Raw genomic sequence first — 12,959 nt, 5'->3', positions numbered from 1 at the left:
ATGAATATAATTCACAAAATAATCAAGACCAACCGGATAATGGAAAACCACCATGAGCGATACCCTGCAACATAAATTTGCCGACCCTCACCGCAGCGTCTGTTTTGTGGGCACTACCCCACCCAAGGCCAGCACCGAGGATATGCAGATGCAGGAGATCGCCGAACGCCTGCTGGCTAGGCTGGACACACTGGAGTATGACGGCCTGATCGTCTATGACATCCAGGACGAGAGCAGCCGTATCGACACGCCGCGCCCCTTTCCCTACATGGAAACCCGCGACCCGCGTGACTACTCGCGCTTACTCAGCCAGAAAAGCGGCAAACCGATCATAACTTACAAAAGCGTTGCCCAACGCGACCGCGCCGATTTTGAACACTGGCTGGAACAAAGCTGGAATGAGTACGGTGTGCGCAACCTGGTACTGGTGGGCAGCCCCTCATCTGAAGGCGACATCAAGCTGTCATTGAGTGAGGCCTATACCACCCTGCAGGAACACCAGCATCCGTTTCATCTGGGTGGTGTGACCATTGCCGAACGCCACTCGGTAAAGGGCAACGAACATGAACGCCTGCTGGGCAAGATGGGTAACGGCTGTGAGTTTTTCGTGTCGCAGGCAGTATACAATGCACAGGCCACCATCGACCTGCTCACCTCCTATGCCCGCAGCTGCAAGGAAAAGGGCCTGACACCACAGCGCATCATTCTGACATTCACTCCCTGCGGTAGTGCCAAGACGCTGGAGTTCATGCAGTGGCTGGGCATTTCAGTACCCGAGGCCACCCGCTACCGCATTCTGGATGCGGAAAAGCCGCTGGCAGAATCGATTCGCATCTGCCAGAACAATCTGGAACAGATTCTGGATGCCTGTCTGCCACTGGGCCTGCCACTAGGGTTAAACATTGAAAGCCTGACCAACCGCAAGACCGAAATCGATGCCTCAATCCAGCTGTATCAGCTGCTCAAGGCAACGCTCGATCTGAGACTGGCAGAACGACAACTCTGCCATAACCTGTAACAGGCCGAGTTCACCTCTGCTTTGATGATCCATTCAACGCATCATTTCTAGCAGCCTGGACCCTCTGAATGAGGGCTTCAAGCTGCTGAATATCTCCAGCGGCTTTGTCATAATCACTTTTCTGCCAAACAATCCTGCTATTCTCAAAGTCAACGTCAAACTCAATTCCCCGAAGAAAATCCATACCCAGCAGGCCATCAAATCTTGAGCCAGCATCATGATTGTGAATAACACTCAACATGGTATTCTCTGGCTTATAGGGGCCAACTTCCATACGGCTGAAAGCAACGTCACGGGTATCAATAACTCCACCACCTGCTACACGAGCCTGACTGCCTGATCGCTTTACAATAGACAAATCAGCAATCGCATCATCATGAAGCACTGTTCTAGAAGCACCAGTGTCCAGTAATAGATTAACCCGAATCATTTGGTTGCCATAATACAAGCGCACAGGAACAAACACCGAGTTACCCTGAATTAATACAGGAGTTACAAGGCTATCCATAAAACTTTTCAATTCACCTATTTGTTGATGTGCGAGGCCTTCATTAAAGGCTTCATCTACCTGACCTTCAACCGATTGGAGATCGATACTTATAGGTTTAGTACGAGCTTCAACCGAACCTATGGTTTGAACTTGCTCACGATATCGTTGTGGAATTTCACTTTTTCGATCCACATAAACCTTCCGCCCTCTCTCATCAACATAATGATATACGTCACCAAATGCGGGTTGAAAACTGACTATCAAACTAGCGAATACCCAATAAGATTTCATCCTGCTCCCCACATTGCCTCAACCACCAGCAGCTTTGACCTTATAGCCCTCAGCTTCCAGCGCCGCTTTCAACGTTTCACGATGATCTCCCTGAATCTCGATCACCCCCTCTTTCACTGCGCCGCCGGTACCGCAACGCTGCTTTAGCTTTTTCGCCAGCGTTTTCAGCTCTGCACTCGACAACGGCACACCCGTGATGGTGGTCACACCTTTGCCCTTGCGGCCGCTGGTCTCGCGCCGAATGCGTACCACACCATCCAGTGCCGCCAGTCGCTCAGCCTCACTCAGATCATCGCACTTGCACTGCGCTTCCGGCTCGCCACAGGCAGGGCAATGTCGACCACTTTCAGTTGAATATACCAGCCCACTGGGCTGGTCACGTAGACTTGCCATACTGTTTCACATAATCCTGAGCGTTATATGAAGTAAGAATCAAAGAACCGCGTTACATTATGGACCTAAAGCCCCACACCACCAATCTGGCGTGCCAGGTAGCTGGCGTAGTTATCGGTCATACCGGAGATAAAATCCAGCGCACGGCGGTAGCTGTCATACAGGGACCAGTCCGCTGCAGGGGCATGAATACCCATCAGGCTGATGATCTTCTGGCTGCGATAGCCCAGCCCTCCGCGGCCCTTGCAGTACTGCTCATACACCGCATCCATGAACGCCTCCAGCAGAATACCCAACGTGGTGTAAGCACCCACTTCCAGCTCAGCCTTGCGAGTATCGGGAAATACCCGTTCACGGGCAACGCACTTGGCCGTATTGATGCCTTCACGCACCATCGGGTCGCCGTCCAGCAGAAGCTCGCCCGTGTAAGTGCCCGCCATGATTGCCGAATACTGGCGCGCAAACACCTGCACCACCGAGTTGACCATGTTTTCCATCGCCTTGCCGCGCAAGGCCGAAATTTTGCGCCGGGCCGAAGCGTGAGATGCAAAAATCTTATCATCAAACTCAAGATCACCGCACAACTGCAGCAAAATCTGTTTTACATCCTCAAAGCTCAGGATGTGCAACTCGATGGCGTCCTCAAGATCCAGAATGGCATAGCAGATATCATCCGCAGCCTCCAGCACATAGGCAAGAGGATGACGGCACCAACGCCCGTCAACTTGAAGCACCAGCCCAAGATCACGCCCCAGTGCATTCAGAATATCGCGCTCTGAACAGAACGCACTGAACTTGCCGCGCGGTCCTGCATGTTCAACCCCCCAAGGGTATTTCAGCAACGTTCCCAGTGTCGGAAATGTCAGGCGCAAGCCGCCATCAAACAGATGGTTCTCAATGCGGGTTACCACCCGAAAACCCTGGGCATTGCCCTCGAACACTTGCAAGTCCATCAGTTCCAGCTCAGACAGTGGCTCCAGGCGCACATCATCCTGATGGTGACTGAACCAGTCACGAATGGCATACTCGCCGGCATGCCCAAAAGGTGGGTTACCTATATCGTGTGCCAAACATGCCGACTGGACAATCATGCCCAGGTCATGTGGTGTGACCCAAGGCGGCAACTCATCTACAATCAGCTCACCCACACGAATACCGAGGCTGCGCCCCACACTGCCGACTTCCATCGAATGAGTCAGGCGGGTGTGGATATGATCATTGAGGGCAAAGGGGTGAACCTGAGTCTTGCGTCCGAGCCTGCGAAACGCACTAGAGAAGATGATGCGATCGTGGTCCTTATGGAAATGCGAACGTCCAACTTCGTCAGGTTCTACTTCAGTATGGCCATAGCGCTGTGTTGATAATAAGTGACACCAATTCACTATCAAAAACCCCAAAGAATCATATCATCACTTCACTCTAACTTAAAAAACCATATAATAAAAACAAAAAAAACCAAAACCAATAATATGTTTAAAAAACCAAAAGTACTATACAGATTATTATCTCTATATAAATGAATATCAGCCATCAAAGCCCCGGGGTGATCTCTGCCAAGTGAGGCATATATATTACCATTTGGCTCTATAAAAGCAGAAACACCATCGTTAGCCGATCTAATGATCCATCGACCTGACTCAAGTGCTCTCGCCCGGGCAATTTGTAAATGCTGATATGGCTCGATTGTATTATTAAACCACCCATCATTTACAACATTAACGATCAGATCTGACTCAGAGTAAGCATCATGTGAATAAATTGTAAATGCAATTTCATAACAAATAAAAGGAGCAATATTTAATCCAGCAACATTGAAATATTCGATATTAGTATCGGACTTTCTAAAATCGTTATTAAAACCAAAACTTTTTAACCAATTTTTAATTAATTGATTCTTTGGTTTTTTTTCAAATATTTCAATTAATTTGACTTTATGATAAACACTATCACCCATAGAAAACAGTCCAATACTATTGTGAGAGACAGTCTCAAAGCCAACATTACCTCTGTATACAAAACCACTTAAAAGCGCGGTTCTATTTGAATTAAGAGTTTTCCTAAAAGGATCCATTAAGCTCCTGACTTTCCCATAACGAGGTAAAGCCGTTTCAGGCCAAACGATAATATCAAAACCTATAAACTCCTCTGATCGCATAATTAGATCATGAGTTCTTTCATAAAACCTATTATCGTCCTTCTCATCACTCAAAATACCCGGCTGTATCATAGCAACTTTTATTTTCTGATCATAATAAATTCTCGAAATACTCAGCTCCGAAACACTGTATATAATAATAAAAATCATTCCTGCCCATGCGGCCTGAACTATATTTCCATGAACTAGGCAATTAATTGTAAAGACCGAAAAAACCACCAAAAAAACACTTACACCCCACACTCCCAAAAATCCAAGAAGTGAACTGAACGGACTATCAACCCATGAAAAACCTATGCTCAACCATGGAAACCCACTAAAAATGAACTCTCGTGACAACTCTATCCCACCCCATGCCAGACCAAATAGAATAGGATAAAACCTGAATAACCTTGACAATACCGAGTAGATGTAACCAAAAAAAGAGAAGTGTAATACTAATACAGCAATAAATAGAGTAAATAATAACAATGAAATAAAATTACTATTTGATTTTTTTATAAGTGGGATAAATATCCAATGAGCACCGGATAAATAAAATGAAACTGAGAATAGACCAAAAAACAAAACCACAACTCGAGTGGCGGTATCACGAGTCACGAAATAAAGAACAACGGGGCCAACAAGTGATAAAAGAAACAGATTAAAAGGAGAAAAAGCCAGAGCTGTTGAGGCTCCGGCCACAATAACAAACAGTGATTTATAAAACACATCTACCACTGACAGCCTGAAGTTGTAGGAGTCGTTTGACCTGCTTGGTTAAGCGACAATGTACCACACGCGTCACCTGATTGAGCACCGACGGGTACAGCTTGAATATTATATGTAGTCTGCGTAGGTTGCCCTTGAGCAAACTGAAATGAATAGAATAACTGTAAGTCATTGTCACAAGATGTTTCATTTAAAGGTAATGCTACAGAATAAGAAAACGTCCGAGCATAAGCTTGCTCCATATACTGTGCAAGCTCAGAAAGGCAACTTGTTGCAGATTTACGTCGTCCGCTTTCGACATACTGCAAATAGGCAGGATATGCTATAGATGCAAGAATACCTATAATCAGAACTGCTATCAGAACCTCAATTAGCGTGAAACCCGCCGCTCTATACTTCATCATTCACTCAGCCTCCTGTCATTTCACGCCAAAGTATTCTTTCAATTGTTAGACCTGATCCTCCACTAATTATAATAGAAGTCTCACCTATTTGAGTGTTCTCCTGCTGAACAATCACCGAGCCATTCACAATAACAGGAACTGATGGAATAGCACCGAATGAAATCCCGCTACCAAAGCTGTCCCCGTATTTATCTTCAGATCCATACTGACCATCACCGCTATAATCAAAGAAGAAATCCTCTAGACCAGCCCCAGTAAATGCATCTATCGACATCAAATAACCTGTACCACCAGGCTGACACGGGTCAGCAACTGGCAGCAAAGTTGAGCCCAGTAATACATTTCCGACAATTCGGTTCTGGAACACCATACGCTCCCCCTGATTGTTACCGCCTACAACCAGATCCATGAACCAACCTTGCTTACCCGCCATATCTCCAGAGGAAGCTGAAGAGACAGTTCGCGCATCGAAACCTGCTATTTCAATCTCGGCAGTGATCGTACGCTCTTTAAGATCAGACCTATCAAGAACTACACCTGCTCCTGGATCTTTGAAACCATACCAAGTTTGCACGCCAGTATTACCGATATCATCTTCACTCAAAAAGCGGCCAGTACCAACAAAAATCCAAGTATAAGAAGTATCAGGTTGCTTTGTAACAAAAACAGGAGCAGTTATAGCCTGATAGCCGTCAAATACCTTCCTGCTCGTTACAGAGCTGGAAGAGATATCGATTGCCCACACATCGCCCTGATAGTCTGCAGCATAAACCAAGTCGAATGCACCACTTTGATCTGAATCCCACGCAAAAGGACTACCGAGTCCATTCGGATTGGCCGCTGAGCCACTTGCTATTGTTGTAGAGGTAAGCACACCAGTTGAAAGATCTATTTTAAGTAGTTTTGCATCGTGGCTACTACTATTGTAGCCATTACCTAACAAAACAACCCAGCTTCCATCCTCAAGACGCGTGATTGTTGGTTTTCCAATAATTTTACCAATATCAGTATATGATGATCCGTCATATTCATAAAGCACCTGTGGTGATGTTGGGTCTGTAACATCAAGAACGAATATACCTTCACCACCGCGACCAAGTGTACCGACAAGCACTGTCTTCCAACTACCTGCTACATACACCTCTGCAGCAGTTAAATCACCATCTATAAAGTATCGATGCACATAATCAGGGTCGCTCAAAACACCAATATCATCTAATAAAAATGAGGGAATATATGCAAAGACCTCTTCACCTGCCTCTGGTCCATTACCCGTATAAAAAGCATGCAGCATACCATCATTCGCACCCGTATAAATAACCTCAGCTCTTGAGCCAGCATCGCCTTCAGCAAAACTTTCGTAGCTTGACAACTCACTCCAGTTAAAGGTTTTAAACTTATCAGGATTTACTTTAGGTATAAAAACAGGGCTTGAGTTAATAATCCCACCTAAGACTGACCCACCTCTAAAACGATATGGACGATTTTCGTTTGTATCCACTAAAGATATCCGCTCTTTAGTTCTGTCGCCTCTCAAGTAATCCAGCACTTCTTCCGTAACACCGGATGAGGATAGAAGTGAACGCAGAGTGTCACTCAACCCATCCCATTTTACCTCTATGGTAGCACCATCAGAATCTCGCCGTGTCAGTATTTTCCTTTCAGTATGAGCGGGAAAACTTGATTCCCATATGACATTTTCTAACCCACCATCCGCATTTACCGAGTAGGCCTTAAGGTAACCATCCCATGTAACTGACGTATAACCACTAGCATAAACAAAATCTCCAGCCCCTGTTGTTGAGGATGCCAAACTTGTTCCACTACCAGGCCTCTCCTTAATACTGGCGATAATTGCGTCCAAACCTTCCACAAATTCTTGAGGGTTTTGGGACGAAAAGTAATTGCCTCTGCTATTTACAGCAGCATGCAGAAGATCATCAATGCGTTGCCAGCCATCATTTGATGACGGCATCGGATTAGGCCAGTTCACATCATCCTGTAACGCTTCGCAATCAGCAGTTTGGCCACAGGAATTCAGCACCTGCAATGCTTCTTCTTTGAGGCCAGGCGTACCGCCCACACCAAAGCTTAAGCCCAAAGTCACCATGTGTTGCCAATTTGCCGGTGAAGCAGGAACATCATTTCTCAAGTTACTTCTTAGGTCTCGCCTCCAATAATAGTAAGCAACGTCGGCAAGTGTGACTTCTCTAGTATCACTATCATAGTCTCCAATATCTCCATTAGGGGATCCGCCAGACCAATAACCATCGGTCATCATAACTGTGAAATTTTGCCTACAAGACAATAAATCACTACTGGAGGAAGAAGGATTTATACGCCAAGGTTCATCATTATTTTCGTAGTAATTACCGGCTCGTTCAAGAGCTTGTCTTAGTGGTGTACCTCCATTCGGACTGAGATCAGCCAGCCACGAGTAAAAATTATCAGCACGCGATGAAAAAGGTCTGACACCATAGATGGTATTACTATTGATAGATCCATAGCCTAAACGATAGGTTGGTGGTAGCTTACTAAAAGCCTCACTAACGCCTGCTTTACTGACATGCACTCGCGTACGATAAAAAGAAAACCAGTTGGCAAAATTTTGTTCTTGTGCAGAAGTTACATATCTTAGCGTATAGCAGTCACTATCTTCGTAGTCATCATCTGATAGAGATGTTGAGCAGTTATCTGTATCGTATTCATAATAAAAACCGTTCAGTCGGGAAGCTGTCACCAAGAACCCATCAGAACTATAGTAATAATCATCCATCAAGGCTCGATAGCTTGTTGCAAGATTCAAGCGTGTTCCCGATTGAGCATATCCATCAAAATACGCGTTTGTGAAGGTTGCATTTGGGTAGCGCACAATGGTGACATCACCAGCTGAATTAAAGCTTATCTCTTTTACAGGTGGTTGATATGTTTGGTTAGGGTCAAAATAAATTTTATTTATTGAGCTGGATACAAAAAATGGATTGCTACTGGCTGTGCAATTTTGCCGATCCTCGCCATAGAAAGATACCTCACCACTACAGCTCCGATCGCTTGCCAACTCATCAGGTACAAAACCCCACCTCATAGAGCCTGAGTCGTCCTGCATATAAAGTAAATTAGGCTCGAGAGGATCCGTAACTGTCAAAGGTCTTTGATCAATAACAACTTCTGCCGCTGAGATTGAACTTAGCATCGAAAGAAGCAACACTTTGAGGATTCTGGACTGATGCTTTATGTCTACTCGCAGGGTTGAAGGGTTCATCGCGATCACCTCAGGAAAAAGTTCTTTTGACCACAGACTGTAATTTCACTCTTGCACGATCAGGCTGATCAACAGTCACGGTTACTCGGAGATACATGGAGGATACATTGGGCGGCTCACATCCTGCTGCTGGATACTGTAAACACTGCCCGCTTTGAGAAGCTGTTGCGTTTCCCGTTTCCACACCTTCACCCATTAACTGTATGATATAGCTAATATCAACATCAGAGGCCAGCAAGCTACTGGATGACGGAACAGTCATATCTTGTAAATAACTATCATCGACATTAAAAGCGCACTGGTTTTCAGTTGAAGACGAGCAATCAACAAACGATTCAAGACCATCAAAATAAGCTCGTTGCTCTGCCAAGCTCATACTTGTGTAAACATATGTACCATCAGTATTCAACGTCCTGCTCAGGGCAATATTTTCTGCAACTTCAAGCGCTGTCTCAGCTGTTTGGAATGCGACTGCCCTGTCGTGAAAGTTTGCCGTCATCCTCTGCTGCATTCCGGTTGAACGGCTGCCTGCCAAACCAATCAGGGTAATTGCCAAAAGAATTATCATAGCCACAAGCAATGCTATACCTTGCTGAGACTGCCAAGTCTTTATATTACTTCTTAGGCAAGAGTGATAACGCTTAGCACTCATGATCTGATCCTGTTACGCAAACTGATAACGTGAGTAAAAGGAACTGGCTCACCATCCTCATTGAAGAAATGGAGTGTCACCTTGATGGCTACAACATCATCAGCCAAGGGCTCTGGCTCAGTTGGCTCTTCATTGGTCTCATCATCACCACCGCCGTCATCTCCACCGCCGTCGTCTCCACCGCCGTCATCTCCACCGCCGTCATCTCCACCGCCGTCATCTCCACCGCCGTCATCTCCACCGCCGTCATCTCCACCGCCGTCATCTCCACCGCCCGGCTGGCCTCCATCATCACCTCCGTCATCATCATCGTCACCGCCACCTCCACCCACACCGCCACCACCACTTGCGGGACCATAACCAGCAACCAGTGTGAGAGGTAAGGTATCACTATTAATGAGACGGGGTGTTAACACATAGGATGAGCTGCCATACCTTAGCCTCTGGATCTCCATGCGTACGACACCGTCCATCACTGGCTCACTAAGTGCATTACCTGCGCTACTCACTCGTGATATAAAGAGACTACGATCCCCTTCGGCACAATTTGCCGCCCCATCTGTACAGCCAACAAACCAAGCAACAGGAAAGAGTGCAATCTCAAAAAGTCCATCGGCAAGACTACAATTTCTTGATAATAAATTGGCAGAATTGGCAAACCCCGGCGCCGATGTGTACATCTGAAGCACATCACTATTTCCCACATCAGGGAACCCTGTCAGATCAGGTGTTAGCTCGTCATCAAGACCATCCCACCAGCCACTCCCTGCACCCGAAAGGTCTGATGTGAAACAACTACTCGGTGCAACCTCTCTAAGCTGACGAGACATTATCTCAAACGCCGCCCGCGCACCTTCTTGAAGCTTAGACAAATTTTCGGTTGTTTCCATTGATCGAGTGTTCACAAGAAAGACACTCAGGACGGCTCCAAGGATTACCAAACCGATCACCATGGCAACCATCAACTCGATAAGCGAAAACCCACTTGTCTTCTTGCCCTTACAACAAAGGCGTTCAGCATTTTTCATAACTGGGCCTCAATCTCAATAGACTGGGTTGCTACATTCCCTTGACCATCAACTCGCTCATTCCACCTGATTTCAATTTGGCAGTAGCGGCTTGCATTGCACTGTATCCGTGCTTGCGCTGAAGGCCCGACCATCGGCATGATAGGTGGTTGAGCATTAAGATTGCCGCGTAACTCATCGAACCATTCATCCAAATCATTGGCCGCCAAACTTCCTCCGGCTGGACCTGAAGAGGCCCAATTGCTTAGCTCGTATCCACCCAAGTCTATCCGATTTGCTCGCATTCGATCCAGAATTGAATAGACGGCCATCACGGCACCACTTTGCTGAACAGCAGCCTGATTATTTTTTAATGAAGCGACTTGCAACTTGGCTATACCAAGCAGCCCTACTGCAACAATTACAACAGCGACCATTACTTCGATCAAAGACACACCCAACTGTGACTTCAAATGTCTGCTTGCTGACATCATGGACAGGCTCCTGTCTCTGTACTTACACGCCCAAGTGTCGTGATACGGATACATCTTTGAGCACCGTCAATCATAATCAATTCAATATTTCTGGCAGCACTAACCATACCGGTTGATGACCAGGTAATGGCACCACCACTATCTGCCGACATTTGCTGCACACCGGATGGTGTCTCCCCCCAAGACCTCATCACCTGACCACCCGTCACCATAAGCCAACCGTTGCTCCAGTCCGCAGCTGCTGAACATTGATTTCCGTTTCGTGGACAGAGAGTAACATCTTGCCCTCGCTGTATTGCCATGGAACGCGCCAACCCTGCCGCACTGAGAAAATCACTCACAGCAGCACGTCGAGCACTGGTAGAAGAATAAGCATCAAAACCCGGTATAGCGATGGCAGCAAGAACCCCCAACACCACAACAGTTACCATGATCTCAACCAGCGTCACACCTGCTTGGCGGATTCTACCAATTTCATACATGGGAGCAGACCTTCTTCGGAAACATCGACAACTCCTTTTGGAAAAGCCACATTGAGTATAGTCCCTAACTCAGATCTTTTATCCAGACAGGATCATAATATCGCTTCAAGTTAAGGCACGTTAAGCCAGCTGAGTGATTCCATGAGCCAAGTCACGGATTGAGGCGACAAAAAGAGTCGAACGACATGAGTTGGTTTTTTGCATGAGCATGAGGAAACCAGGAGCATTCAAGCCCAGCCTATGGGGAGTGAAAGCTCCTGGCAACAGAGAGACATATAAAGAAAGTCAATCAGAACCTGTATAAAAGCCCTTGGGCGAAGATTCCAAAAGGTGCCGATGAGAACCTTTGCGGCCAATACCAAGCTTTACGACCACCATCGGCGACAAGTCTTGAGCATCAATAGGGGTAGCAATGTGGGTGACATCCTTGACCCTGAAGCGATCCTCATTAAACACAATAAACTCACCCACCAGCGGGCGGGCTGCAAGACATACATATACATCTTGGCCATCTTCAAAAAAAAGCTTCGCGTGAACCACGTTACCTCCTTGCACAAGCAGCTTTAGCTCCCCGAAAAAGTATAACACTATGTTCAACAACAATTCCAAGCACTCCGGTACCCGTACGCCTGCTCGATGACTTCAAGGGTGTCCTGCAGGCCGATGGTTACTCCGGTTATGCGCCGATCTGTTCAGCCAATGAGCTGACACGCATCGACTGCTGGAATCATGCCCGCCGCAAGTTCATCGAAGCGACCAAAGCGGCCAAGCCGGCGAGTAAAGGCAAACAGGCCAAGCCGTCCAAAGCGGATGCGGCACTCAGTCACATCAACAAACTGTATGCCATCGAACGTCAGATCAAGGACCTGAGCGTGGCCGAACGCTATCAGATCCGTCAGGCATCGAGCCTGCCTCGACTGGAAGCGTTCAAGACCTGGCTGGACGCTAACGTGGGGCGTGTCATGAAGGGTGGACTCACCCGCAAGGCGTGGTGACATCACCTATGTATGGAGCGGTCAGCAGTGGAGCTATTTGGCAGTCGTGCTGGATCTGTGTGCCCGACGCGTTGTTGGTTGGGCGATGTCATCCAGCCCGGATGCGGACTTGGTTGTCAAAGCGCTGGACCACGCCTGGGAGCAGCGTGGCCAACCAGAGAAAGTCATGTTCCACTCAGACCAGGGAAGCCAGTACGCCAGCCGTAAATTCCGTCAGAGACTCTGGCGCTATCGAATGACGCAAAGCATGAGCCAGCGCGGCAACTGCTGGGATACGCTCCGATGGTAAGGCTGTACCGGAGTCTGAAATCGGAGTGGATACCAGCCTTGGGGTATCAGAACCTGGCCGAGGCCAAGAAAGATGTTGGGGGCTACCTGATGGACTACTACAACCGGCAGCGACCTCACGCATTTAACGACGGCATTTCGCCTGTTGCCGCCGAAGAAAACCTTAAAATACTGTCCGGGATTGGTTAACCACTACAGTGCAAGGGTACACCGTCCAGAACGACACGCGCACGGCGAGGCATAGTATCCCCCATCAAATACGTTTAATGGAAGCATCACGATATCAGGAAATGGAAATGGGGTCTGCCCCCTTTTTT

Annotated in this window: 13 protein-coding genes and 1 pseudogene; 3 read left to right on the top strand and 11 right to left on the bottom strand. The window is 47.1% G+C overall.

All coding sequences use genetic code 11. From position 1 onward, the window contains the following. Window positions 1–52 precede the first annotated feature (52 nt). Window positions 53–1,018 carry a methylenetetrahydrofolate reductase gene (locus tag ABIE61_RS04025; RefSeq protein ID WP_354406919.1) on the top strand — a complete coding sequence of 322 codons (966 nt, stop codon included), beginning with the start codon at window positions 53–55 and terminating at the stop codon, window positions 1,016–1,018. A 10-nt stretch (window positions 1,019–1,028) separates the two neighbouring features. On the opposite strand, the gene ABIE61_RS04020 is transcribed toward ABIE61_RS04025, so the two are convergent. The 11 genes from ABIE61_RS04020 to ABIE61_RS03970 form a co-directional block, all read right to left on the bottom strand. After that, window positions 1,029–1,799, bottom strand: coding sequence for an aspartyl protease family protein (locus tag ABIE61_RS04020; protein ID WP_206835404.1), 771 nt, complete (start codon window positions 1,797–1,799; stop codon window positions 1,029–1,031). Window positions 1,800–1,817: 18 nt separating this feature from the next. Continuing rightward, window positions 1,818–2,192, bottom strand: a complete 375-nt coding sequence (locus ABIE61_RS04015) for a translation initiation factor Sui1 (protein ID WP_206835406.1) — start codon at window positions 2,190–2,192, stop codon at window positions 1,818–1,820. A gap of 65 nt (window positions 2,193–2,257) precedes the next feature. Beyond that, entirely contained in the window at window positions 2,258–3,580 is a 1,323-nt protein-coding gene (locus tag ABIE61_RS04010; RefSeq protein WP_425270453.1) for a deoxyguanosinetriphosphate triphosphohydrolase, read from the bottom strand. A gap of 26 nt (window positions 3,581–3,606) precedes the next feature. Next, window positions 3,607–5,058 (bottom strand): apolipoprotein N-acyltransferase, encoded by a 1,452-nt coding sequence (gene lnt / locus ABIE61_RS04005; RefSeq protein ID WP_206835408.1) that lies wholly within the window; start codon window positions 5,056–5,058, stop codon window positions 3,607–3,609. Between the two features lie 2 nt (window positions 5,059–5,060). Further along, window positions 5,061–5,462 carry a type IV pilin protein gene (locus tag ABIE61_RS04000; RefSeq protein ID WP_277987729.1) on the bottom strand — a complete coding sequence of 134 codons (402 nt, stop codon included), beginning with the start codon at window positions 5,460–5,462 and terminating at the stop codon, window positions 5,061–5,063. A gap of 4 nt (window positions 5,463–5,466) precedes the next feature. Then, the gene (locus tag ABIE61_RS03995) at window positions 5,467–8,724 is read right to left on the bottom strand and encodes a pilus assembly protein (RefSeq protein ID WP_354406917.1); all 3,258 of its coding nucleotides are present in this window, start codon (window positions 8,722–8,724) and stop codon (window positions 5,467–5,469) included. Window positions 8,725–8,734: 10 nt separating this feature from the next. Beyond that, on the bottom strand, window positions 8,735–9,376 hold the full coding sequence (locus ABIE61_RS03990) for a pilus assembly PilX family protein (RefSeq protein ID WP_354406915.1): 642 nt from the start codon (window positions 9,374–9,376) through the stop codon (window positions 8,735–8,737). Beyond that, on the bottom strand, window positions 9,373–10,404 hold the full coding sequence (locus tag ABIE61_RS03985) for a PilW family protein (protein ID WP_354406912.1): 1,032 nt from the start codon (window positions 10,402–10,404) through the stop codon (window positions 9,373–9,375). The genes ABIE61_RS03990 and ABIE61_RS03985 overlap by 4 nt, the downstream gene beginning before the upstream one ends. Continuing rightward, complete coding sequence (gene pilV / locus ABIE61_RS03980) at window positions 10,401–10,877, bottom strand: type IV pilus modification protein PilV (protein WP_206835423.1); 477 nt, start codon at window positions 10,875–10,877, stop codon at window positions 10,401–10,403. Before pilV ends, ABIE61_RS03985 begins: the two co-directional genes overlap by 4 nt. Then, on the bottom strand, window positions 10,874–11,359 hold the full coding sequence (locus tag ABIE61_RS03975; protein ID WP_206842161.1) for a GspH/FimT family pseudopilin: 486 nt from the start codon (window positions 11,357–11,359) through the stop codon (window positions 10,874–10,876). The genes pilV and ABIE61_RS03975 overlap by 4 nt, the downstream gene beginning before the upstream one ends. 285 nt (window positions 11,360–11,644) lie before the next feature. Continuing rightward, window positions 11,645–11,899: a hypothetical protein gene (locus ABIE61_RS03970; protein WP_206835426.1), complete on the bottom strand. Its 255-nt coding sequence runs from the start codon at window positions 11,897–11,899 to the stop codon at window positions 11,645–11,647. Between ABIE61_RS03970 and ABIE61_RS03965 the strand changes: the two genes are divergently transcribed. Both ABIE61_RS03965 and ABIE61_RS03960 read left to right on the top strand, forming a co-directional pair. Continuing rightward, window positions 11,842–12,354 carry an IS66 family transposase gene (locus tag ABIE61_RS03965; RefSeq protein ID WP_206842164.1) on the top strand — a complete coding sequence of 171 codons (513 nt, stop codon included), beginning with the start codon at window positions 11,842–11,844 and terminating at the stop codon, window positions 12,352–12,354. The genes ABIE61_RS03970 and ABIE61_RS03965 overlap by 58 nt on opposite strands. Further along, a pseudogene (locus ABIE61_RS03960) lies at window positions 12,350–12,831 on the top strand (IS3 family transposase); the annotation flags it as partial. The gene ABIE61_RS03965 and the pseudogene ABIE61_RS03960, both read left to right, overlap by 5 nt. Between the last annotated feature and the right edge of the window lie 128 nt (window positions 12,832–12,959).

The organism is Marinobacterium sp. MBR-111 (assembly GCF_040547585.1).
GTDB classification, from domain to species: domain Bacteria; phylum Pseudomonadota; class Gammaproteobacteria; order Pseudomonadales; family Balneatricaceae; genus Marinobacterium; species Marinobacterium iners.
This window is presented reverse-complemented; position numbering and strand designations above follow the sequence as displayed.